Below are 22976 nucleotides of genomic sequence, written 5' to 3'. Positions count from 1 at the left end.
AGCGCCCCCTTGCCCAGCCCCGTTTGGTTCGAGCTTGTCGAGAACTCCGCGCAGGGTTCTCGACAGGCTCGAACCAAACGGAACAAAGTTCATCCAATGAATCGTACCAACCCCCACCGTCATCGAACCGACGCGGAACCTTCACGAACCTGACCAGCAGCGCCGGCAAGGGCTCCCTTGCGCGAAAGATGCATCGGCACACGCGCTCAAAGGGGACCTTTCATGATCGCTCGCCGCGCCTGCCTGCTTGCCGGAACCGCCATCCTAGCCATGTCGGGCACCGCCCGGGCGGCCGACGCACCGGCCGACACGGCAGTCGCGACCGCCGCCGCCACGGCAGACGTCCCCGCTGACGCCTCCATCACCGACGGCAGCGACGGCAGCGAAATCGTCGTGCTGGGCTTCGGCCAGGCGCGCTCGGTCCAGACGATCACGGCGCGCGACATCGCGGTCCTCACCCCCGGCACCACGCCGCTGAAGGCGATCGCCAAGCTGCCCGGCGTCAATTTCCAGGCGGCCGACGCGTTCGGCGCCTATGAATGGTCGTCGCGCATCTCGATCCGCGGGTTCAACCAGAACCAGCTCGGCTTCACGCTCGACGGCGTGCCGCTCGGCGACATGAGCTACGGCAACAGCAACGGCCTGCACATCAGCCGCGCGCTGATCTCCGAGAACACCGGTGCCGTCTCGGTAGCGCAGGGTGCCGGCGCGCTCGGCACCGCGTCCACCGGCAATCTCGGCGGCACGATCATGTTCACGTCGCGCGACCCGTCGGAAAACATGGATCTCGCCGCATCGGGCACCTACGGCAGCGACGCGACCTATCGCGGCTTCGTCCGGCTCGACAGCGGCGACCTGACCGGCAACGGCCTCAAGGGCTATGTCAGCTACGGCTATCTGAAGACCGACAAATGGAAGGGCTACGGTGAACAGCGCCAGCATCAGGCGAACGTCAAGCTCGTCCAGGATCTCGGCGACCGCGGCAGCCTCACCGGCTTCTTCAACTTCTCCGACCGCCGTGAGCAGGATTATCAGGATCTCAGCCTCGACATGATCCGTCGGCTGGGGCTGAGGACCGACAACATCTCCAACAACTTCCCGCTCGCGGTACAGATCGCGCAGGTGCTGCAAAGCGGCGGCACCAACTATCCGGCACCTTATGTGAGCGCGGACGACGCCTATTTCGACGCCGCGGGCCTGCGCCGCGACTATCTCGGCGGGGCCACTTTCGACGGGCGGCTGAACGACGCGCTGTCGGTCAGGCTCACCGGCTATTTCCACAACAATCACGGTCAGGGCCTGTGGTTCCTGCCCTACACCCCGACACCGGGCGGCTCCGCCCTGTCGGTCCGCGCGACCGAGTACGACATGACCCGCGGCGGCGCGCTCGGTAATGTCGCGTGGGAGGCCGGGCCCAACCGGCTCGAAGTCGGCGGCTGGTACGAATCGAACGCGTTCCGCAACGCACGCCGCTTCTACGGCCTCGCGAACCAGGCGACTCCGTCGCGCAACGCGCTGTCGTTCCAGTCGAACCCCTTCGCGACGCAGTTCGACGTGAAGTTCGATACGACGACCGCGATGTACTATGTCGCCGACCGCCTCGAACTCGGTGCGCTGACGCTCAACGGCGGGTGGAAGGGCTACAAGGTCACCAACCGCGCCAAGCAGCTCGTCGGCAACCTCGCTTCGGGCACGATCGACGCAAAGGACTATTTCCTGCCGCAGGTCGGCGCCGTCTACGCGCTCGGCGGCTCGACCGAACTGTTCGCCACCTTCACGCAGAATATGCGCGCCTTCACCTCCGCCGCGGTCGGCGGATCGCCCTTCGCCACCACGCAGGTCGGGTTCGACCTGATCCGTGACACGCTGAAGCCCGAGAAGTCGGACAGCTACGAAGTCGGCGGCCGTGTCCGCGCTGCCGGGTTCCAGGCGTCGGCCGCGGCCTATTATGTCGATTTCAGCAACCGCCTGCTGTCGCTGGTCAACGGCGTCGCCTCGATCGGCAACCCGACGACGCTCCAGAATGTGGGCGACGTCCGCAACTACGGCTTCGAAGCGACCGCGCAGTACAAGCTCATCCCCGCGCTCGCACTGTTCGCGTCCTATTCCTACAACAAGTCTGAATTCCGCGACGACGTGCTTAACACCAACGGCAGCGTCAACACCGCCACCGCAGGCAAGATCGTGCCCGACAGCCCACGCCACATGGTGAAGGGCGAGATCGTCTATGACGACAGCCGCTTCCTCGCCCGGATCGGCGCGGACTACATGTCGCGCCGCTTCTTCACGTTCGAAAACGACCAGTCGGTATCCGGCCGCGTGCTGCTCGACGCGACGATCGGCTACACCTTCGCCACCACCGGCCCGCTGAAGGGCTTCGCGATCGAAGGCAGCGTCACCAACCTGACCGACAAGGATTATGTCGGCACGGTCGGTTCCAACGGCTTCGGCGCGCGCGGCGACAACCAGACGTTGCTGGCCGGTGCGCCCCGCCAGTTCTTCGTCACCCTCCGCCGCGGCTTCTGACGCGCAGGCGCGCGCAGCTTCGCACCGGATTATCAGTCCGGTGCGAAACCGGGGACGGAGGGGATTTTGGTTCGCGCGAGGCGTGAGGAGGAAGCGATGCCGAAGCATCCTGACCGACGAGCAACGCTGCGCCGGGCTGGAAGCATCCCGCCGCGAAGCGGTCGCCCGCAGGGCGATGACGAAGGTTCAATCTGGTCAGAAACCGCGCTAAGGGGCGCGCGCCTGACATGACAGCCGGAGTTGCCCCATGACCATCATCCCCATCCGCCGTGCGTTGCTGTCGGTGTCCGACAAGAGCGGCCTGGTCGAACTCGGCCGGGCGCTGGCGGCACGCGGGGTGGAACTGGTATCGACCGGCGGGACGGCCACGGCGCTGCGCGCGGCGGGGCTAGACGTGCGCGACGTATCCGACCTGACCGGATTTCCGGAAATGATGGACGGCCGCGTCAAGACGCTCCATCCGCTGGTCCATGGCGGCCTGCTGGCGGTGCGCGACGATCCGGCCCATGTCGCCGCGATGAACGCGCACGGCATCGGCGCGATCGACCTCGTGGTGGTGAACCTCTACCCCTTCGCGCAGACCGTGGCGAAGGGTGCGGGCCGCGAAGAGGTGATCGAGAATATCGACATCGGCGGCCCGTCGATGGTGCGGTCCGCGGCCAAGAACCATGCGTTCGTCGCCATCGCCACCGACCCGGCCGACTATCCCGAACTGATCGCGCAGGTCGCGGCCGAAGGCGGCACGACGCTGGACATGCGCCGCCGGCTGGCCGCCAAGGCGTTTGCTGCGACCGCTGCCTATGATGCCGCGATCGGGGCGTGGTTCGCCGGGGTGGACCAGGGCGAGACGCTGCCCGCCACGATGACGGTCGCGCTCGGCAAGGCCGCCGACCTGCGCTACGGCGAAAATCCGCATCAGCAGGCCGCGCTCTACCTGCCCGCCATCGCCGCCGCCGGCATCGCGCAGGCCGAACAGGTGCAGGGCAAGGCGCTGAGCTACAACAACTATAACGACGCCGATGCCGCGCTGGAACTCGTCGCCGAATTTCGCGACGGGCCGCCGACCGTGGTCATCGTCAAGCATGCCAATCCGTGCGGCGTGGCGTCCGGCGATACGCTGATCGACGCCTACCGCGCCGCCTTCGCGTGCGACACCGTGTCCGCGTTCGGCGGCATCATCGCGGTCAACCGCCCGCTCGACGGTCCCACGGCAGAGGCGATCAGCGGCATCTTCACCGAAGTGGTCGTGGCCCCGGCCGCCGACGACGCGGCCCGCGCGGTGTTCGCGGGCAAGAAGAACCTGCGCCTGCTGCTGACCGGCACGCTGCCCGATCCGCGGCGTGACGGGCTGATGCTGAAATCGATCGCCGGCGGCATGCTCGTCCAGTCGCGCGATGCGGGCCATGTCGCCGCGGCGGACCTGACCGTCGTCACCCGGCGTCAGCCTACCGCGGACGAACTGGCGGATTGCCTGTTCGCCTGGACCGTCGCCAAGCATGTGAAATCCAACGCGATCGTCTACGCGCGCGGCAGCCAGACCGCCGGCATCGGCGCGGGCCAGATGAACCGGCTCGAATCCGCGCGGATCGCGGCGTGGAAGGCAAAGGACGCCGCCGACAAGGCCGGCTGGCCCACCCCTCTGACGATCGGTTCGGCGGTCGCGTCCGACGCGTTCTTCCCGTTCGCCGACGGCCTGCTGGCGGCGGTGGAGGCTGGCGCCACGGCCGTGATCCAGCCGGGCGGCTCGATCCGCGACGCCGACGTCATCGCCGCGGCGGACGACGCCGGTCTGGCGATGGTCTTCACCGGCATGCGCCACTTCCGGCACTGAAGCTCGTCCGACAGCCCGCCACACCCAACACTCATCATCCCGGCGCACGCCGGGATCTCCCCTCAGGCTTGACGAGCGCGCCTTACCGACCGGAACAGGCAGCCTCCCGACACTACGGCGTCGTCACGGGAAGCGGGGCGGCAGCCTTGTTGCCCATCTTGAACAGCAGCCGGTCCTCCGGGCCGAACCCGCGATACCAGATCACCGCGCCGTATGCCGCCATGATGAGCGGGATGCCGATCGCCAGCTGCGCCCATTCCGGCAGCAGCAGGGTGAGCCCGCCCACCGCCAGCGCCAGCAGCGTCGCCGGGACCAGCGCCCAGCGCCAGCCCGAAACCCGCGCATCCAGCAACCGGCGCAGCATCCGCGCCTTCACCACCGACGCCATGCCCAGCGCCGCCATCAGCGCGATCGCCACGCCCGCGGCGGACACCGGATCGGTGCGCGGATCGGCCGCTGCGGGCACCCATCCGGCCCGCACCGCCCAGGGCATGGCATCGCGGATCGCGTAGATCAGCAGCACGGACAGCACGGTCTGCACCGCAATCATCAGCACCGAGACGCCCAAGTTGCGATAGCGCGCGACATAAATGAGTGCCGACTCGCTGACCGCCGCGGTCGCCGCGATCGCCTCGGCCGCCAGCAGGAAGGCGAGCGCGCCGGTGCCGAACACGAAACTCGGCCCCATCAGGCCCATCACCGCCTCGCCCGGGATGGCCAGCGCCAGCGCGATGCCGATCTGCGCGGCGATGATCCAGAAACCGACCTGCCGCACCTGCTGCGCCACCGCCGCCCTGTTCCCGTCCTCCAGATTCTGCGTGATGACCGGCCCCAGGATCGGGTCGAAACTGGTCTTCAGCTTCTGCGGCAGCGACGCGACCTGCTGCGCCGCCCAGTAGATGCCGACGATCTGCGGGGCGAAGAAGATGCCGAGGATGTAGATATCGATCCGGCGCGACCCCCACTCGATCGCGTCCGCCCCCGCCAGCGGCAGGTTGCGCCGCGCGATCCGCGCCAGCACGCGCGGCTGCGGACGCCAGCCGGTCGGGCGGCCGTAACTGCGCCACAGCGGCACGACCGACGCGACGAACGCCGCGATGGTCGACAGCACATAGGCCAGGATCAGTCCGTCCCGGATCGAATAGAAAGACAGCGCGAACGCCGCGATGCTGATCGTCCAGGGTTCGACCAGCGCGCGCGCCTTGACCGTCGCACCCACGTCACCGCGATAGGCGAGTGCCGCCAGCGCGATATCCGACCCCGCCCAGCCGAACACGGTCAGCGGCAGCAGCCAGTCCAGTCCGTTGATCCGGCTGTTGGGAAACATCAGGTCGGGCAGGCAGATCAGCAGCACCGCGGCGGCGGCCGACCCGACCATCCCGACCAGCATCGCATCATAGACGATGTGGACATGCGGCCGATCGTCCGCACGGGTCAGCTGCTGCGCCAGCCCGCGTTTCAGCCCCAACGTCGCCAGTTGCGCCGCGAACTCCACGATGATCGTCGCCAGCGCGAACCGGCCGAGCGCGTCGGTGCCGTAGATGCGCCCCGCGATGAACAGGAACGGCAGCCGCGCCGCCAGCCGCAACAGGAAGCCGAAGAAATTCGTCCGTCCGCCCTTGGCCAGCGCCTCGATGTCCGTGCCCGGCCTCGCGGCAGGTGCGGCGTCAATCACCGCCGGTCGCCATCCCGTAGGCTGCCGTCCCGTACTGGTTGTCGCGGCGGTTCAATGCGCCGCGCCCCAGCTCTTGCCCGTGCCGATTTCGACGCCCAGCGGGACGGACAGCGTCACCGCAGGTTCGGCGGCACCGGCCATCACCTCGCGGATCACCGCGGACGCGGCCTCCACTTCGGACGGATCGAGTTCGAACACCAGTTCGTCATGGACCTGCAACAGCATGCGTACGGTACGCAGCCCGGCCAGTTCGAGTTGCGGCCCCATCCGCACCATCGCGCGCTTGATGATGTCGGCCGACGTGCCCTGGATCGGCGCATTGACCGCCTGGCGCTCCGCCGACTGGCGCTCGCCCACCGTTTTGCCGCGGATACCGGGCAGGTGCGTCTTGCGCCCGAACAGCGTCGTGACATAGCCCTTGTCGCGGACCTCCGCGATCGTGTCGGCCATGTAGGTCTTTACGCCGGGGAAGCGGTCGAAATAGCGGTCGATCATGGCCTGTGCCTCGATCCGGTCGGTGCCCAACCGGCCGGCGAGGCCGAAGCTGGAGATGCCGTAGAGGATCGCGAAGTTGATCGTCTTGGCCTTGCCGCGCGTGTCGCGGTTGACCTCGCCGAACAGTTCCTGCGCGGTCAGGCTGTGGATGTCGTCGCCATTGGCGAACGCGGCGCGCAGTTGCGGCACGTCGGCCATGTGCGCAGCCAGCCGCAGTTCGATCTGCGAATAGTCGGCGGCGAGCAGGACCTTGCCCTCCTCCGCCACGAACGCATCGCGGATCCGCCGGCCCATCTCGGTGCGGATCGGGATGTTCTGCAGGTTCGGGTCGGTCGAGGACAGCCGCCCGGTCTGCGCGACCGCAAGGCTGAAGCTGGTGTGGACGCGGCCCGTTTCCGGGTTGATCTGCGCCTGCAATGCATCGGTATAGGTCGATTTCAGCTTCGACAGCTGCCGCCATTCCAGCACCAGCCGCGCCATCGGCACGCCCTCGCCCGCCAGCCGTTCCAGTTCGGTGACGTCGGTGGAATAGACGCCCGACTTGCCCTTGCGGCCGCCCTTCAGACCCATGCGGTCGAACAGGACCTCGCCGAGCTGCTTGGGGCTGCCGATCGTGAACGGACCGCCGGCGGCCTCGTGAACCTGCGTTTCCAGTATGGCGATCTGTGTCGCGAACTCGCTCGACAGGCGCGACAGTTCGGCGCGGTCGACCTTGATGCCGGCGCGTTCCATTTCCGCCACGACGGTCACCAGCGGACGGTCGACCGTCTCGTACACCTGCGTCGCGGCCTCGGCCGACAGCCGCGGTTTCAGCCGCCGCCAGAGCCGGAGCGTGACGTCGGCGTCCTCCGCGGCATATTCGGTGGCTTGCGGCAGCGGGACCTTGTCGAACGTGATCTGCGCCTTGCCGGTGCCGCAGATCGACTTGAAGCTGATCGTATCGTGCGACAGGTGCACTTTGCACAGGTCGTCCATGCCGTGGTTGCGCAGACCCGCGTCCAGATCGTAGCTCAGGATCATCGTATCGTCGGCGGGCGTCACGTCGACGCCCGCACGGCGCAGCACGACCAGGTCGTATTTCAGGTTCTGGCCGATCTTGAGCACCGACGGGTCGGCGAACAGCGGGCGCAACCGGTCCAGCACGACGTCGCGCGGCAGCTGCGCGGGCACTTCGGAAAGCAGTCCGTCGCCGACATGGCCGATCGGGATGTAGCAGGCCTTGCCCGGCGCGATCGCCATCGACACGCCGACGAGGTTGGCGCGCATCGAATCGATATGATCCGTCTCGGTATCGATCGCGACGGTGCCGACGGCGGTCGCCTCCGCGATCCAGCGGTCGAGCGCCTCCTCGGTGACGACACACGCATAGTCCTTGTGGACGAAGGCCGGTTCGTCGGTCGCGACCGGGGCGGGCGGCGGTACCGCTTCACCGATGGCATGACCGTCGGTGACCTTCAGCAGCAGCGACTTGAACCCCTGATCTTCCAGGAACGCGCGCAGGGGGGCCGGCGGAATGCCCTTCAGCGCCAGATCCTCCAGCGGTTCGGGCAACGGGTGGTGGCAGGCGAGGCGCACCAGTTCGCGGCTGAGGCGCGCGGCATCGGCATGGTCGATCAGCGACTGGCGCAGCTTGGGCTTCTTGATCGTATCCGCCGCGGCCAGCACGGCTTCCAGATTGCCATGTTCCTGGATCAGCAGGCTGGCGGTCTTCGGCCCCACGCCCGGCACGCCGGGGACATTGTCGACCGCATCGCCCATCAGCGCCAGCACGTCGCCCAGCTGGCCCGGCGTCACGCCGAACTTCTCCTGCACATAGTCCGCGCCGAGCCGGCGGTTGTTCATCGTGTCGAGCATGTCGAGATCGGGTTCGATCAGCTGCATCAGGTCCTTGTCGGAACTGACGATCGTGACCTTCCACCCTTCCTTGAGCGCGGCCTTGGCGTAGCATGCGATGATGTCGTCCGCCTCCAGCCCGACCGTTTCGATGCAGGGCACCGAAAAGGCGCGCGTCGCCTCGCGGATCACGGGGAACTGCGGAACGAGGTCTTCCGGCGGCGGTGGTCGGTGCGCCTTGTATTCGGCGTACATGTCGTTGCGGAAGGTGCGCGACGACGCGTCGAGGATCACCGCCAGATGCGTCGGCCCGTCCGCCTTGTGCAGGTCGTCCACCAGCCGCCACAACATGGTGGTGAAGCCATAGACCGCGCCCGCCGGCTCGCCCTTGCGGTTGGTGAGCGGCGGCAGCCGGTGATAGGCGCGGAAAATATATCCGGACCCGTCGACGAGATAGAGGTGATTGCTGGACACCGGGGCGATGTAGCAATGCGCGCGGCGCTTGGCGACTGCGACGTTGGGGGCCGATGCGCTCGTCTGGCGACCGCGGATATACGATAATCATCGTCATCCCGGGCTTGATCCGGGATGACGGGTATCGCGGCCGAAAGCCCAGGTCAGGGCACCAGAATCGTATCGATCGCATCCGGCAGCGTGTCCGGATAATCGAGCGTGAAGTGTAACCCCCGGCTTTCCTTGCGGTGGAGCGCGGAGCGGACGATCAGCCGGGCGACCTCGACCAGGTTGCGCAGTTCGATCAGGTCCGCAGTCACCCGGAAATTGCCGTAATAATCTTCTGTTTCGGCCGCGAGCAGTTCGATGCGGTGCAATGCACGCTCGAGGCGCTTGGTGGTACGGACGATGCCGACGAAATCCCACATGAAGCGCCGGATCTCGCGCCAGTTATGCTGGACCACGACCTCCTCGTCCGAATGCGACACGCGGCTCTCGTCCCACGGCCGGATCGCAGGCGGCAGCGGCAGCGCGTCCCAGTGTGCATGGATATGGTCGGCCGCCGCCTCGCCGAACACGAAGCATTCGAGCAGCGAATTGGACGCCAGCCGGTTCGCGCCGTGCAGTCCCGATTGCGTCACCTCGCCCGCCGCATACAGGCCGGGCAGGTCGGTGCGACCGTCGAGGTCGGTCAGGACGCCGCCGCAGGTATAATGCTGCGCCGGGACCACCGGGATCGGCTGGGTCGTGATGTCGATGCCGAGCGTCAGCAGCTTGGCATGGATGTTGGGGAAATGTTCGCGCACGAATTCCTGCGCGCGGTGACTGATGTCGAGATGGACATAGTCGAGGCCCAGCCGCTTGATCTCGTGATCGATCGCGCGTGCCACCACGTCGCGCGGCGCAAGTTCGGCGCGGGGATCGAAATCGGGCATGAAGCGGTGACCCGAACCGGGCAGCAGCAGGCGCCCCCCCTCGCCGCGCACGGCCTCCGTGATCAGGAAATTCTTGACCTCCAGATTGTACAGGCAGGTCGGGTGGAACTGCATGAATTCCATGTTCGACACGCGGGCCCCCGCCCGCCACGCCATCGCGATCCCGTCCCCGGTCGCCCCGCGCGGCGCGGTGGAATAGAGGTAGGTGCGGCCTGCGCCGCCGGTGGCCAGGATTGTCGCGCGGCCGGTGAACGCCTCCACCCGCCCGGTCCCGCGGTCGAGCGCGTAGACGCCCCAGACATGCCCGTCCCCGGAATAGCGCACGCCGTGCCGCCCGCTGATCAGGTCGATCGCCGCCATGTCGGGCAGCAGCGTGATGTTCGGGTTCGCCGCCGCCGCCTTCTCCAGCGCCTGCTGCACGGCCCAACCGGTCGCGTCGTCGACATGGACGATGCGGCGGTGGCTGTGCCCGCCTTCGCGGGTCAGGTGCCAGCGTTCCGATTCACCCGGGTTGAACGGCACGCCCAGTGCCGCCAGCCGCTCGATCGCGGCGGGCGCGCCGCCGATCACATATTCCACGGTGCGGCGATCGTTCAGGCCCGCGCCCGCGACCATCGTATCCTCGATATGCGATTCGAACGTGTCGCCGGGTTCCAGAACCGCCGCGATCCCGCCCTGCGCCCAGGCGGTGGAGCCGTCCGACAGCCCGCCCTTGGCCAGCACGACGACGCGGTGATGCTGCGCCAGGTTGATCGCGGCGGTAAGGCCCGCTGCACCGGATCCGATGATGACGATGTCGTAGGCGCGGGGGTCGGTCATGCTGTTCGGTCCTGCATCAAAGCCCCTCGGCTTCGCTCGGGGAAAGTGCCTCGACTACGCTCGGCATGGTCGGAAATCAAAAGTCCGCCTGTCCCGAGCGAAGTCGAGGGGCCGACCGAGCGCAGCCGAGGGCGCGCACGGCCTTCGCATTCAAGCCGCGTCGGCCGCACGTGTCAGGTTGAGGAATACGTCCTCGAGATCCGCCTCGCGCGTGGACACATCGACTATGCCCAGCCCCGCGGACTGGAGTGCGGCCAGCACTTCGCCGGCGTTCACCTTGTCCTTTGAATAGGTGATGACGACGGTACGGTCGCCCTTCAGCGCGATCTTTTCGAAGCAGGGGGCCACCGGCGGCACGGTCAGGTCACGGTCGACGGTCACTTCCACGACCTTCTCCTGCGCGCGGGCCAGCAGTTGCGGGGTCGGTTCGTCGGCGATCACGCGGCCATGGTTGATGATCGCGATCCGGTCGCACAACTCCTCGGCCTCTTCCAGATAATGGGTGGTGAGGACGACGGTGACACCGCCGGCATTCAGTTCGCGGACATAGGCCCAGAGCTGCTGGCGCAGTTCGATGTCGACGCCGGCGGTCGGTTCGTCGAGGACCAGCACGGGCGGCGTATGGACCAGTGCCTTGGCGACCAGCAGCCGGCGCTTCATGCCGCCGGACAGCGTGCGGGCATAGGCGTTCGCCTTGTCCTCCAGATGCACCGCGCGCAGCAGTTCCATCGTGCGGCGTTTCGCCTTGGGCACGCCGTAGAGCCCGGCCTGGATCTCCAGCGATTCGAAGGGCGAGAAGAACGGATCGAACAGGATTTCCTGCGGCACGATGCCGATCGAAGCCTTCGCGTTGCGCGGGTGGGCGTCGATGTCGAACCCCCAGATCTCCGCGCTGCCGCTGGTCTTGTTCACCATGCCGGACAGGATGTTGATCATGGTCGACTTGCCCGCGCCGTTCGGCCCGAGCAGGCCGAAGATCGTACCGCGCGGAATGTCGAGCGAGACGCCATCGAGCGCGCGCTTGCCCCCCGCATAGGTCTTGCAGAGATTCTGGATGCGGATGGCGGCGTCTGTCATCCCTCGCGCATAGCGGGCGGGGCGTTGTGTTGGAAGCGTAACGCGGGCCGTTAACCGCGATCGTTTAGGCGGCGGTAACGATCCCTGGCGATACTGCTGGTCATGACCCTGCGCACCGTCCTCCTCCACCGGTCCCGCAGCGCGCTTGCCGCGGCGGGGACGATCGCCTTCTTCCTGGCCGGCATGATGCAGGGCGGCACCGCGCAGGCGGCGGTCGCGGTCCTGATCGCGCGATAAGGCCCGCCGCGCTTGCCGCGCCGCGCGCCGGTTGGTAACGCGGTGCCATGACCGCATCCGCCAACGACACCGCACCCGAAACCGCGCGCGTGACCACCGCCCGCATCGTCTGCGACGGCGCGACCGACATACCGGGCGGGGCCGCGCTCGGCCATCCGCGCAGCTGGTTGCAGATCGACGAGAAGGGTTTTGTCGACTGCGGCTATTGCGACCGGCGTTTCGTGCTGATCGGCGGCCCTGCCGATCTCGCCTCCGGCACGGCCGGCGGCACCGGCGGGGATGCGCATACCGGCTGAGCCCCCTATATCCGGTCCATGACCCAGACCGATCCCCGCGCCTTCCTCTACCGCGATACGCTCGATCCCGATGCCGCGCTCCGCCTCACCGCGGAAACGCTGAAAGGCTGCGACGACGGCGAACTCTATCTGCAATATATGGCGTCGGAGAGTTTCGGCTTCGACGACGGGCGGCTGAAGACGGCGGATTTCAACACCCAGGCCGGGTTCGGCCTGCGCGGCGTGTCGGGCGAAACGACGGCGTTCGCGCATGCCAACGAACTGAGCGCCGCCGCCATCCGCCGCGCGGGCGAGACGATGACATTGCTCGACCCCGCGACCGGCCCGCGCAGCGCGCCCCCGCGCCGCACCAACGCGGGACTCTACACCGGGCAGGACCCGCTGTCCGCGATCCCCTTCGCGCGCAAGGTGGACCTGTGCCAGCGGATCGACGCCGCCGCCCGCGCCCGCGATCCCCGCGTGGTGCAGGTCTCGGTCGGGCTCGGCGGGTCGTGGAGCGTGGTCGAGATCGTCCGCCCGGACGGCTTCGTCGCCACCGATGTCCGGCCGCTGGTGCGCCTGAACGTCTCGATCGTGGTCGAACAGAATGGCCGGCGCGAAAGCGGCTTCCATGGGCTCGGCGGGCGCTATCTGTACGACGACCTGTTCGGCGAGGCGACGTGGAACCGCGCGATCGACGAAGCGCTGCGCGGTGCGCTCGTCAACCTGGACGCGGTGGCGGCACCTGCCGGCGAAATGACCGTCGTCTGCGGCGCGGGCTGGCCGGGCGTGCTGCTGCACGAGGCGATCGGCCACGGCCTGGAAGGGGACTTCAACCGCAAGGGATCGTCCGCCTTCGCCGGCCGGATCGGTGATCGGGTCGCGGCCCCCGGCGTGACCGTGGTCGACGACGGGTCGATCGCGCATCGTCGCGGGTCGCTGACCATCGACGACGAAGGCACGCCGACGCAGTGCAACACGCTGATCGAGGATGGCATCCTCAAGGGCTATATCCACGATCGGCTGAACGCACGGCTGATGGGCGTCGCGCCCACCGGCAACGGCCGCCGCCAGAGCTTCGCCCACGCGCCCATGCCGCGCATGACCAATACCTTCATGCTCGGCGGGCAGGACGACCCGGAGGAGATCATCGTCCGCGCGAAGAACGGCATCTATGCGCGCAATTTCGGCGGAGGCCAGGTGGACATCACCAGCGGCAAGTTCGTCTTCACCTGCACCGAGGCGTACCGGATCGAAAACGGCAAGCTGGGTGCGCCGATCAAGGGCGCGACGCTGATCGGTGACGGTCCCTCGGTCCTGACCAAGGTCCGCGCGATCGGCAACGACATGGCACTGGACGAAGGCGTCGGCGTGTGCGGCAAGGGCGGCCAGTCCGTGCCCGCCGGCGTCGGTCAGCCGACCCTGATGATCGACGGCCTGACGGTGGGCGGCACCGCCTGACGCAGGCCTCGGGTAACGGACGGTGGAGCGCTACGCCCTGACGGCATGACGCGTTGGGCTCGATCAGCCACCTCGCCGTCCATTCTCGGCGGGGGGCACGACGCCATCCCGTCCGGTCGCTTCTATGTACAAAACCTATCGCGTCAGAGTAGCGAAGCCCCGACATGCCACCCGCATCGGCATGGGCGCCGATCTTCCGATACCGGACCATCCGTTGCTACGACGCTGGCCCCGGGCAACTCTTGCCGACAGCTTGCCAACCGACAGACGGGCGGACCTGCGCTCTGAGTATACCGTCGGCCGTGAGTCCTGACAGCTGCCAGCAATTTCGACTTTTTCGTCCGCTGTGCGCGATGAGCGCCTGCAACATGCCGCCCATGCTCACCGCGTCGTCGATCGACGCAATCCGCAGTTCCTCGGATCCTCGCCCAATCTCTCCGCGAATGAGATTGAATGATCGGCAGACTTAAAATACCGACTACAAACTCTCGCATTCCGTAGCGGCAAGGTTGCCATTGGCCGACAATCGCTGCACGAGCGTCCCCGTTTCAAGAGGGAGTATCATGCAGAAATTGGTTCAGCTCGTGTGCGTCGGCCTCATCGCGGCCGCGGTGATCTTCGGCGGTCGTTGGTACATGTATGTCGCCAATGCGGAGAGCCCGTATGACGAGGTCGGCATCGCCTTGAACGGCTATGCGCCCGCGCCCTTGCGCCGCTGGGGCTGCCACAAGATGCAGGCGCGTTTTCCGGGTCAGCTGCCGCCCTATGGCTGTTCGGGGCCGGACGGTCGAAACTGGATCTGACCGCAAGAGCCACACAGCGGTCCGATTCGCCTACCGCGAGAAGGGGGCCGTTGCACCAGCGGCCCCCTTCCGACACGGCCTTGGTTCTCAGTAGTCCGTGTCGCGCGGCTTGCCCTGTTCGGCTTCGCCCTTGCGCTCCTGCGCGATGCCGTCCCGCTCCAGCGCGGGGTTGCCGAATGCACTGCCGACGGCCTGCTTGCCGTTGCCGATCGCTTCGTCGGCCAGCCCCTTCGCCGTGTCGGCAACGCCGTGGCCCTGCGACCGGTCGCCGGTCGTCGAAACATAGGGCTCGCTGACATAGGAACGCGCGCGCGATCCACCGCGATCCGTCTCGCGGCGGCTGTAGACGGACGGCGCATCGCTCAGCGTGTCGTCCGGATTCGCGTCATAGGTTCGCGAAGGCGACGCGTCCCGCCCATCACCCGCTCCGGTCACCGCGGCGGCAGCCTCATAGTTCCAGCCCGACGAACGCCATGTCTCAGCACGTGCGTCGATATCGACGGTGTCGGCATCTTCCAGCACCTGCACCACGTCTGCCACCGCGTCTTCGTTGACATCGACGGTCAGCAGGAAGCCGCCGCGGCGCACGCCCTCTTCGTAGGTATGACGATCCTGGTCGGGCAGGAACGCATTCTTGATCGACGCCCAGATGCCGGGCTCCGCCTGGCTCGACTGGCCCTCGCTGTAACCGGGGCTGGTCTTGTCGTGAATGTGGATATGGTCCGCATCGACGCGCGATTGCTCCAGCCGCGCCTTGGCGGCCTCGGCATCGCTACGGGCATCGAACAGAGCGGTGATGGTACGGGTCATGGGATCGACTCCTGTAAAAGGTTTACTTGGACGTAACGACGAGTTCGGTGCGGCGGTTCTCGAATTGACCGTCCGCGGTCCCGTTGTCCGCCACCGGCCGGGCCTCGCCACCGGTGCCGATCGAAATGCGATCCGCCGCGATCCCGCCGTCGGTCAGCGCCTTCATCACGGCATTGCCGCGCGCCGCACCCAGCGTCGCGTTCGTGGCGTCGGAACCGCGCGCGTCGGCATAGCCGATCAGCGCGACCTTGGCGGTTGGGTAGGCCGTCAGGATCTGGCCCAGCGCATCGAGCGTCGGCCGGTCTTCGGCACGGATCGCGGCGGATGCCGTGTCGAAGTTCAGCTTGTCGAACGTGAATGTCCGCGGCGCCGCCGCGTCGGACGCCAGATAGCGTTGCAGGTCGTAGTTCAACGTGGCCGGTGCCAGATCGACCCGCCGGCCATTTGGCAGCGTGATCGCCTCGACCGCAACGGGCGGTGTCGCGACGCCGGTTGCAACGGGTGCCACGGCCACATCGGCCGCGTCGTCGCGGTGGCGCAACAACGCGAACAGCAATGCCGCAACCCCCAGCAGCAGCAGGATCCAGGCAAGCCAGTTCACCTTCTTGCGCTCGATATGGATCGCCCTTGGCGGCGCGCCGTCCGTACCCTGTTTGTCGACCATGCAAGTCCTCCCAAGCTCGTTCCCCCCGGCCGCCCTTTGGCGCCCGCTGTTGGAAAGGCAGAAGACCGTAACGGCCGACCTGCAAAAAAGACGCGTCGGTTGAGCGAGATCAAGACCGGCCGGCCCGGCATACGTCCGATGACGTATGATGCCGCAACGCCTTTTCGGGCATCTTCCGATCGACACATCGCATCGCGGGGACAAGATGGACGGAGTTCGCGTAGGCAAGCGGGTGATCGGGGCGCAGGCGCCGGTCACTGTGGGCTGGGAAAATATTCCCAGGGTCGAAGGCGGCCCGATGAAACAGATTTTCTTCACCTGGTTCCAGCCGGTGATGCTGTTCGCACTGATCGCCTTCTGGTTCTACGCGCCGAATTCGATCGCGAAGGCATCGACCGCCATCTGGATCGGCGTCGGTTTCAAGGTGCTGCTGCTCGGCCTGGAATGGCTGACCCCGCGTCACGAAAGCTGGCGGCTGACGTGGAAGGAACTGACCACGGACCTCTTTTACGTCGGGCTCGGCTACACCGCGCTCCGCATGGTCGATACCTATGTCGGCGACGGCGTCATGATCGAGGCGATCCAGCACAGCCTGAACTGGGAAAAATTTGCCTGGTTCACCGGCCTTCCCCTGCTGGTGCAGGCGATCCTGATCTCGTTCGTGTTCGATTTCGGGCAATATTGGATGCACCGCGGGATGCACAACTGGGGTCCGCTCTGGGTGACCCACGCCCCGCATCACTACATCACGCAGCTGAACATCAACAAGGGCGCGGTCGGCAACCCGGTCGAACTCTTCCTGATCGGGCTCGGCGTCGGCGGGTTCTTCGATTTCATGCCGCGCGCGGCGCTGCTCGCCGGCACGTTCGGTCTGGCGGTCGCCACCTACCAGCACATCAACGTCCGCTTCAATACGCCGCGCTGGTGGCGGTTCCTGTTCAACACCACCGAACATCACAGCGTCCACCATTCGCAGGATTTCGAGGCAAGCCGCAGCAACTATTCCGGAACCTGGATCATCATCGACCGGATGTTCGGCACCTGCGTCGATGGCGAGGCGGAACTGCTGGGCATGGAAGGCGGGCGCCGCATGTCGGTCGGCGAAACGATGGTCTACCCCTTCACCGAAGGCTGGAAGACGCTGAAGGCGAAGTTCGGCGCGCGGCGCGGGTTCGAACGGTCGCATTCGGGTACGGTGATGCCTGCCGAGTGACCGGTCCCGCACCCGCATGACCGCCGCCCCGATCGCCCGTCATGCTGCCGAAGGAAATCCTGTGAACACGCGCTTCCTCGACTGGATCTGGCACGTCAGGGGCAGCCTGGCGCTGGCGCCCGGACAATCGGTCGACGACGCCTTCGACCGGCTCGATCCGCTGTTCCACCAGGCCGGAACCAGCCACGATCGCACCACCGACACGCTTATCTTCCGCAAGAAGGATCAGGCGGCGCAGGACAGGATGTCGGTCTTCGACGGGGGCATCCTGCGGATCGAACGGGACGTGGCCGGGCTGATGCTGCGCTACCACCTGACCAGCCGGGCGCTGCTGTTCTGTTTCCTGGCCCCCCTGCTGTTCCTGGGCTTCGCGCAGGCAACCGTCATCCTGCCGAAGATCTTCGAACCGGCGGCCGAAACGAAGCCCAAGAAGCCCGAGGTCGCAAAACCCCCCAAAAAGCTCAACCCCATCGACGCCGCGCTGGGCGCGCCCGCACCCGACCCGCCCAAGAAGGACAAGAAACCCGGCGAGGACGACAAGAAGCCGTCGCCGACGCCGGGCTATATCTTCGCAGGGATCTTCGCCGCGCTCTACGTGATCGGCCGCATCCTCGAAAGCCGCCGGGTGAAAAGGCTGTTCCGGAAAAGCCTGCTGGACGCATAGCCTCGGGGCATCCCGAGCGCGGCCGCGGAACCCGTCGAGCGCAGCCGAGGCGCCGACAGCTTGTCACGGCCGGCGCCAGTTCGACCAGGTCCGACCATCACGGTCGTCATCCCGGGCCGGACGTACCGTGACTTTCGTCAGGATGACAGGACCGCCGGCGGATCCGGAGAATAGTCGACCTCCCGTCATCACGGTCTGAATGCGGTACCGCGCCCGCCCCCCCCAATGTTGCGCACAGGCCGCGCGCGGCTAAAGGATATCTCCGGACATCCGGGAGCTTCATGTTTGGCCGATAGCGCGATCCTGCCCGACAAGACATTCGCCAGCCGGGTCGACTGGAACCTGTTGCGTACCTTCGTCGATATCGTCCGGGCCGGCGGCATCGGCGCGGCCGCCCGTCGGCTGAACAAGCAGCAGCCGAGCATCAGCGCCGCGCTGAAGCGACTGGAGGACCAGGTCGGCGTCCAGTTGCTCAAGCGCTCCTCTACCGGCGTCGAGATGACCGCCGCGGGCACGGCGCTGCTGGCACTGTGCGAGGATATGCTCGAGGCCGCGCGCATGATCCCGCACCAGGTCGCGCAGGCGACCCGGCGGATCGAAGGCGTCGTCCGCATCCAGCTGATCTCCGCGATCACCTCGCCGGAGTTCGACCAGTCGATTGCCAGCTTCCACCGGCGCAACCCCAACATCCATATCGAGATCCGCGTCTCGCCCTGGCGGGCCGTCCTCGACGCGCTGGAACATGGCGAGGCGGAGATCGGCGTCGGCTATGACAGCAACGTGCGCAGCGGACTGGTCTACGAACCGCTGTTCGTGGAACGGCAGCAGCTTTATTGCTCGCGCAACCACCCGCTGTTCGGCCACCGCGTCGCGCGGCTCGGCGAACTCAAGGACGAAGGCTTCGTCCTGACCGGCGAGGACGAACTCGACACCATCACTCGCCTGCGCCGGCGCTACCGGCTCGGCACCCGGGTCAACGGGCGGGCGGAGGAGATCAACGAGACGATCCGGCTCATCACGCTCGGCGTCGGGATCGGCTTCCTGCCTGTGCTGCCTGCTGCCGACGCCGTTGCGAAGGGCCTGCTGTGGCCGCTGCTCCACAAGGATATGGAGCCATCCTACGACATCTTCCTGCTCGCCCGTGCCGAACCGTCGCGCGACACCGCGACGCAGCTGTTCATGGACGAGGTCCTGCGCCGGCATCGGGCCCAGGCCAGGGCATAGGGCCCGACCGCATCGGGCCGAGCCGCCTGGTTCGAACCGGTCGAGAAGCCGACGCAGGTTTCTCGACAGGCCCGAACCAACCAGACAGGACGTTGTATCGACTTGATAGAGACATGTTCGTATTGCGAGGCATAGATGCTGCCTATGCCTCGCATCAGAATTTTTACCCTTCATCACTGCCTCACTGCCGGGCACCTTCGAAGCCCAGGGGACAGACCCTTCGACAGGTTTTCATGTGGGCGGCCCGCCGACGCGCCATCATGCGCGTCTGACTGGCCGGTAATGACGAAGGAAACGGGGAATGCGGAGTCGATCGTGGCTCGCCAGCGTTGGAGCGGTGGCCATCCTGATGTCGCTGGCCGGCTGCGGTGGCAGCCCTGCCGGCACCGGCAACGCGGATGCCGTCGCCAAGACGGACTTCACGATCGGCTGGTCGATCTACACCGGCTGGATGCCATGGGCCTATGCCCAGCAATCCGGCATCGTCAAGAAATGGGCCGACCAATATGGCGTCAAGATCCGCCTGGTGCAGGTCAACGACTATGTCGAATCGGTGAACCAATATGCCGCCGGCAAGCTGGACGGCGTCGTCTCCACCACGATGGACGCGCTGACCATCCCGGCGGCGGGCGGCAAGGACACCACTGTCCTGCTGATCGGCGACTATTCCGACGGCAATGATGGCGTCGTGCTCAAGGACGGCCGCACCATGGCGGACATCAAGGGGCGCTCGGTCAAGCTGGTCGAACTTTCGGTGTCGCACTTCCTGCTTGCCCGCGGCCTCGAACTGAACGGGCTGGCGCTCACCGACGTGAAGACAGTGAACACCGGCGACGCCGATATCGTCGGCGCCTTCTCCGCAGCCGGCGTGAACGCGGTCGCCACCTGGAACCCGCAACTCGCTACGATCCGGGCGACGCCGGGTGCCACGATGGTGTTCGACAGTTCGAAGATTCCCAACGAGATCCTCGACACGCTGAACGTCAGCACCGCGACGCTGAAGGCGAACCCGAACCTCGGCAAGGCGCTTGCCGGCATCTGGTACGAAACGATGGCGGTCATGGCGCGCGACGACGCCGCCGGCCGCGCCGCCCGCGCCGCCATGGCCAAGGCCGCCGGCACGGACATCGCCAGCTTCGACGCCCAGCTCAAGACGACGCATCTCTATGCCAATGCGAAGGATGCGGCGGCCTATGCCGAAAACCCCGACCTCATCACCGTGACCGACCGCGTGCGGCGCTTCAGCTTCGCAAACGGCCTGTTCGGGCCGGGCGCAAAGTCCGTCGACGCGATCGGCATCGGGTTTGCAGGCGGCAAGACGCTCGGCGATCCGCAGAACGTCAAGCTGCGGTTCGACCCGACCTACATGAAACTCGCGGCGGACGGTAAGCTGTAGCCTTGCGCCGCAGATCGACGGACTGCGCCGGAACAGCGGTTCCGGCGAACGGAGCGGCGCGCCCGGGCGCCAGGCGACATGACATAGGACCATGATGACCCTGCTGCCGAACCCCATTGCGACACGCATCGCCGGCCCGCCCCGGACCCGCGCAATGAGCGCGGGACGCCGGCGATAATGCGGCTGGTCGATATCCGCCCGCGTCGCGGCGCACGGCTGGTTCTGGGCGCGCTGCCGATCTTCGCGCTGCTGATCGTCTATCTCGTCGCGTCCGAGGCGCGCCATCTGGACAATCCCGCCGACAAGCTGCTGCCCACCTTCTCCGCCATGGCGGACGCGATCCGGGCCTTCACCACCGATCGCGATCCCAACACCGATCGCATCCTGATCGTCGGCGATACGCTGGCCAGCCTGTACCGGCTCGGGATCGGGCTGGCCATCGCGACCGTCACCGCGCTGGTCCTCGGGCTGCTGCTCGGCGTCATGCCGCTGGCCCGCGCGATCCTCGGCCCCACGATCGCGGTCGTGGCGGTCATCCCGCCCGTCGCGGTGCTGCCGATCCTGTTCATCCTGCTGGGGCTGGACGAGGCGTCGAAGATCGCGCTGATCGCGATCGGCATCGCGCCGTTCATGACGCGCGACCTGACGAACTTCGTCGCCGGGTTGCCCGCGGAACAGTTCACCAAGGCGCAGACATTGGGCGCGAACAGCTGGCAACTAGCGATCCGCGTCGCGCTGCCGCAGCTGATGCCGCGGCTGATCGATGCGCTCCGCCTGTCGATGGGTCCGGCCTGGGTGTTCCTCATCACGGCGGAGGCGGTCGCCGCCGATGTCGGTCTCGGTTACCGCATCTTCCTGGTCCGGCGCTATTTCGCGATGGACATCATCCTGCCCTATGTCGCCTGGATCTCGCTCCTCGCGATCGCCGCCGATGCTCTCTTACTGTTCTTGAGCCGCCGCGGCTTCCCCTGGGCGCACGGGGCCGGCCGATGACCGCGCTTTTGGAACTGCGCAACATCTGGGTCGAATATGGCGACAAGATCGTGCTCGAACGGCTGTCGCTCGAACTGGCCGAACGCAGCTTCGTCGCCGTGGTCGGCCCGTCGGGCGCCGGCAAGAGCACTTTCCTCCGCCTCGTCCTCGGGCAGGAAGCGCCCACGCGCGGCCAGCTGCTGCTCGACGGCAAAGTGATGCGCGCCGAATGCGGTCCAGACCGCGGCGTGGTGTTCCAGCGTTATTCGGTGTTCCCGCACCTGACGGCGCTCGGCAATGTGATGTTCGGGATGGAGTGCGCGCAGGCACCGTTCACCGCCCGGCTGTTCGGGGCGCAACGCCGCGCGGCCCGCGAAACGGCGATCGAAATGCTCGCCGCGGTCGGCCTGGAACATAATCTGGACGTCTATCCGGCCCAGATGTCGGGCGGCATGCAGCAACGCCTCGCGATCGCGCAGGCGCTGGTCAAGCATCCGCGCATCCTGCTGCTGGACGAACCGTTCGGCGCGCTCGATCCTGGCATCCGGCTCGATATGCACGCGCTCATCACCCGGCTGTGGGCCGAACATGGCCTGACCATCGTCATGGTCACGCACGACATCGGCGAGGCGTTCAAGCTCGGCACCCGCGTGCTCGCCTTCGACAAGCGCCGCCACGATCCGCATGCGCCGCACCGGTTCGGCGCGACGGTCACCTATGATCTGCCGCTCGACCGCAAGACCGCGACATTGCCCGACGCGCCGGCCACCGACCTTTCACACGGAGACCCCGCATGACAACCAGCACCGCCGATCCGTTCGGCGCCCGCGACCATGCCCGTGCGATGACGGGCACGCGCGTCGAGTCCATGCCCACCCTGCCCGCGACCGCCGATGACGCACCCGGCGAGGTCCTGTGGGAAGAAACGATCGCGCCCGCCGGCTACGCGTCGCGCCGCATCGCGCGCGGCACGCGGCTGCGGCTGATCGATCTGGCCGGCGATGCCTGCGCGTCGATGCTGCTGTTCAATGCGGAGACGCCGACCGAGCGGCTGAACGTCGCCGATACGCTGAAGGTGCAGTGGAACGGCTATCTCGCCGCGGGCCGGCTGCTGCTGTCGGACATGGGCCGCGTGATGATGACCGTCCTGGAAGACGACGCGGCCACGCACGACGCCTTCTGCGGCGCATCCAACGAAGCGTCCAACGCCCGCGCCTACGGCAACGGCAAGAATTACGGCGCGCAGCCCAACGCGCGCGACCGCTTCATGCTGGGCGTCGCCAAGCACGGCCTGGGCCGCAGGGACGTCCATCCCTGCATCACCTGGTTCAAGGGTGTCCGCATCGCCGGAGACGGCACGACCGAGCCGCAGATCGGCCCCTTCGCCCCCGGCCGCAGCCTCGTCCTGCGCGCGGAGATGGAGCTGATCGTCGTGCTGGCCAACTGCCCCCACGTCCTCGACCCGCGCCCCGACTTCACCATCACGCCGCTGCGCGCGACCGCCTGGCGCGGAACCCCGGCGGCGGCGGACGACGCGGTCCGCACCGCCACGCCGGAGGGCCTGCGCGCCTTCCTCAACACCGAAGATCTTTATGCCCGCTGAAGAGAGGATC

General features: G+C 67.1%; 19 protein-coding genes. 13 read left to right on the top strand and 6 right to left on the bottom strand.

What is annotated here, in order from left to right:
* Positions 1-222: 222 nt before the first annotated feature.
* Positions 223-2526 carry a TonB-dependent receptor gene (locus BKY59_RS15335; RefSeq protein ID WP_076073033.1) on the top strand — a complete coding sequence of 768 codons (2304 nt, stop codon included), beginning with the start codon at positions 223-225 and terminating at the stop codon, positions 2524-2526.
* 247 nt (positions 2527-2773) lie between these two features.
* Positions 2774-4357 carry a bifunctional phosphoribosylaminoimidazolecarboxamide formyltransferase/IMP cyclohydrolase gene (gene purH, locus BKY59_RS15330; RefSeq protein ID WP_076073032.1) on the top strand — a complete coding sequence of 528 codons (1584 nt, stop codon included), beginning with the start codon at positions 2774-2776 and terminating at the stop codon, positions 4355-4357.
* A gap of 112 nt (positions 4358-4469) precedes the next feature.
* Here the strand turns inward: purH and BKY59_RS15325 are convergent, their stop codons facing one another.
* From BKY59_RS15325 to BKY59_RS15310, 4 genes are all read right to left on the bottom strand, one after another.
* The gene (locus BKY59_RS15325) at positions 4470-6032 is read right to left on the bottom strand and encodes a lipopolysaccharide biosynthesis protein (RefSeq protein ID WP_076073031.1); all 1563 of its coding nucleotides are present in this window, start codon (positions 6030-6032) and stop codon (positions 4470-4472) included.
* A gap of 51 nt (positions 6033-6083) precedes the next feature.
* On the bottom strand, positions 6084-8834 hold the full coding sequence (polA, locus tag BKY59_RS15320) for a DNA polymerase I (protein WP_076073030.1): 2751 nt from the start codon (positions 8832-8834) through the stop codon (positions 6084-6086).
* Between the two features lie 143 nt (positions 8835-8977).
* Complete coding sequence (gene nadB / locus BKY59_RS15315; protein ID WP_076073029.1) at positions 8978-10567, bottom strand: L-aspartate oxidase; 1590 nt, start codon at positions 10565-10567, stop codon at positions 8978-8980.
* Positions 10568-10717: 150 nt separating this feature from the next.
* Positions 10718-11644: an ABC transporter ATP-binding protein gene (locus BKY59_RS15310; RefSeq protein WP_076073028.1), complete on the bottom strand. Its 927-nt coding sequence runs from the start codon at positions 11642-11644 to the stop codon at positions 10718-10720.
* Positions 11645-11746: 102 nt separating this feature from the next.
* On the opposite strand from BKY59_RS15310, the gene BKY59_RS18255 reads away from it, so the two are divergent.
* The 4 genes from BKY59_RS18255 (at position 11747) to BKY59_RS15295 (ending at position 14420) form a co-directional block, all read left to right on the top strand.
* A complete protein-coding gene (locus BKY59_RS18255; protein WP_276205528.1) occupies positions 11747-11881 on the top strand; it encodes a hypothetical protein in 135 nt (44 codons plus the stop codon).
* Positions 11882-11928: 47 nt separating this feature from the next.
* A complete protein-coding gene (locus tag BKY59_RS15305; protein WP_076073027.1) occupies positions 11929-12177 on the top strand; it encodes a zinc-finger domain-containing protein in 249 nt (82 codons plus the stop codon).
* Positions 12178-12195: 18 nt separating this feature from the next.
* Positions 12196-13617, top strand: coding sequence for a metalloprotease TldD (gene tldD / locus BKY59_RS15300; protein WP_076073026.1), 1422 nt, complete (start codon positions 12196-12198; stop codon positions 13615-13617).
* Between the two features lie 563 nt (positions 13618-14180).
* The gene (locus BKY59_RS15295) at positions 14181-14420 is read left to right on the top strand and encodes a hypothetical protein (RefSeq protein ID WP_076073025.1); all 240 of its coding nucleotides are present in this window, start codon (positions 14181-14183) and stop codon (positions 14418-14420) included.
* Between the two features lie 87 nt (positions 14421-14507).
* Here the strand turns inward: BKY59_RS15295 and BKY59_RS15290 are convergent, their stop codons facing one another.
* Both BKY59_RS15290 and BKY59_RS15285 read right to left on the bottom strand, forming a co-directional pair.
* Entirely contained in the window at positions 14508-15230 is a 723-nt protein-coding gene (locus BKY59_RS15290) for a CsbD family protein (protein ID WP_076073024.1), read from the bottom strand.
* A gap of 22 nt (positions 15231-15252) precedes the next feature.
* A complete protein-coding gene (locus BKY59_RS15285; protein WP_076073023.1) occupies positions 15253-15894 on the bottom strand; it encodes an OmpA family protein in 642 nt (213 codons plus the stop codon).
* Positions 15895-16099: 205 nt separating this feature from the next.
* On the opposite strand from BKY59_RS15285, the gene BKY59_RS15280 reads away from it, so the two are divergent.
* From BKY59_RS15280 to BKY59_RS15250, 7 genes are all read left to right on the top strand, one after another.
* Positions 16100-17107: a sterol desaturase family protein gene (locus tag BKY59_RS15280; RefSeq protein ID WP_076073304.1), complete on the top strand. Its 1008-nt coding sequence runs from the start codon at positions 16100-16102 to the stop codon at positions 17105-17107.
* Positions 17108-17168: 61 nt separating this feature from the next.
* Positions 17169-17771 carry a hypothetical protein gene (locus BKY59_RS15275; protein WP_076073303.1) on the top strand — a complete coding sequence of 201 codons (603 nt, stop codon included), beginning with the start codon at positions 17169-17171 and terminating at the stop codon, positions 17769-17771.
* Between the two features lie 285 nt (positions 17772-18056).
* Positions 18057-18995: a LysR family transcriptional regulator gene (locus BKY59_RS15270; RefSeq protein ID WP_076073022.1), complete on the top strand. Its 939-nt coding sequence runs from the start codon at positions 18057-18059 to the stop codon at positions 18993-18995.
* Positions 18996-19296: 301 nt separating this feature from the next.
* A complete protein-coding gene (locus BKY59_RS15265) occupies positions 19297-20391 on the top strand; it encodes a putative urea ABC transporter substrate-binding protein (protein ID WP_076073021.1) in 1095 nt (364 codons plus the stop codon).
* A 177-nt stretch (positions 20392-20568) separates the two neighbouring features.
* Positions 20569-21384: an ABC transporter permease gene (locus BKY59_RS15260; protein WP_076073020.1), complete on the top strand. Its 816-nt coding sequence runs from the start codon at positions 20569-20571 to the stop codon at positions 21382-21384.
* Positions 21381-22160, top strand: a complete 780-nt coding sequence (locus BKY59_RS15255; RefSeq protein ID WP_076073019.1) for an ABC transporter ATP-binding protein — start codon at positions 21381-21383, stop codon at positions 22158-22160. Before BKY59_RS15260 ends, BKY59_RS15255 begins: the two co-directional genes overlap by 4 nt.
* Positions 22157-22966: an urea amidolyase associated protein UAAP1 gene (locus tag BKY59_RS15250; RefSeq protein ID WP_076073018.1), complete on the top strand. Its 810-nt coding sequence runs from the start codon at positions 22157-22159 to the stop codon at positions 22964-22966. Before BKY59_RS15255 ends, BKY59_RS15250 begins: the two co-directional genes overlap by 4 nt.
* Positions 22967-22976: the final 10 nt, after the last annotated feature.

It is taken from the genome of Sphingomonas montana (assembly GCF_001956315.1).
In the GTDB taxonomy this organism is placed as follows: Bacteria; Pseudomonadota; Alphaproteobacteria; order Sphingomonadales; family Sphingomonadaceae; genus Sphingomonas_R; species Sphingomonas_R montana.
Note: the sequence above shows the minus strand (reverse complement) of the source record. Positions and strands in the feature narration are given on the sequence as shown.

Excerpts from the sequence above, each read along its gene's own strand:
- BKY59_RS15310 (WP_076073028.1), bottom strand. The coding sequence starts at position 11,644 with ATGACAGACGCCGCCATCCGCATCCAGAATCTCTGCAAGACCTATGCG.
- BKY59_RS15295 (WP_076073025.1), top strand. The coding sequence starts at position 14,181 with ATGCAGAAATTGGTTCAGCTCGTGTGCGTCGGCCTCATCGCGGCCGCG.
- BKY59_RS15305 (WP_076073027.1), top strand. The coding sequence starts at position 11,929 with ATGACCGCATCCGCCAACGACACCGCACCCGAAACCGCGCGCGTGACC.
- BKY59_RS15250 (WP_076073018.1), top strand. The coding sequence starts at position 22,157 with ATGACAACCAGCACCGCCGATCCGTTCGGCGCCCGCGACCATGCCCGT.
- BKY59_RS15260 (WP_076073020.1), top strand. The coding sequence starts at position 20,569 with ATGCGGCTGGTCGATATCCGCCCGCGTCGCGGCGCACGGCTGGTTCTG.
- BKY59_RS15265 (WP_076073021.1), top strand. The coding sequence starts at position 19,297 with ATGCGGAGTCGATCGTGGCTCGCCAGCGTTGGAGCGGTGGCCATCCTG.
- tldD (WP_076073026.1), top strand. The coding sequence starts at position 12,196 with ATGACCCAGACCGATCCCCGCGCCTTCCTCTACCGCGATACGCTCGAT.
- BKY59_RS15335 (WP_076073033.1), top strand. The coding sequence starts at position 223 with ATGATCGCTCGCCGCGCCTGCCTGCTTGCCGGAACCGCCATCCTAGCC.
- BKY59_RS15290 (WP_076073024.1), bottom strand. The coding sequence starts at position 15,230 with ATGACCCGTACCATCACCGCTCTGTTCGATGCCCGTAGCGATGCCGAG.
- BKY59_RS15285 (WP_076073023.1), bottom strand. The coding sequence starts at position 15,894 with ATGGTCGACAAACAGGGTACGGACGGCGCGCCGCCAAGGGCGATCCAT.
- nadB (WP_076073029.1), bottom strand. The coding sequence starts at position 10,567 with ATGACCGACCCCCGCGCCTACGACATCGTCATCATCGGATCCGGTGCA.
- purH (WP_076073032.1), top strand. The coding sequence starts at position 2,774 with ATGACCATCATCCCCATCCGCCGTGCGTTGCTGTCGGTGTCCGACAAG.
- BKY59_RS18255 (WP_276205528.1), top strand. The coding sequence starts at position 11,747 with ATGACCCTGCGCACCGTCCTCCTCCACCGGTCCCGCAGCGCGCTTGCC.
- BKY59_RS15255 (WP_076073019.1), top strand. The coding sequence starts at position 21,381 with ATGACCGCGCTTTTGGAACTGCGCAACATCTGGGTCGAATATGGCGAC.
- BKY59_RS15280 (WP_076073304.1), top strand. The coding sequence starts at position 16,100 with ATGGACGGAGTTCGCGTAGGCAAGCGGGTGATCGGGGCGCAGGCGCCG.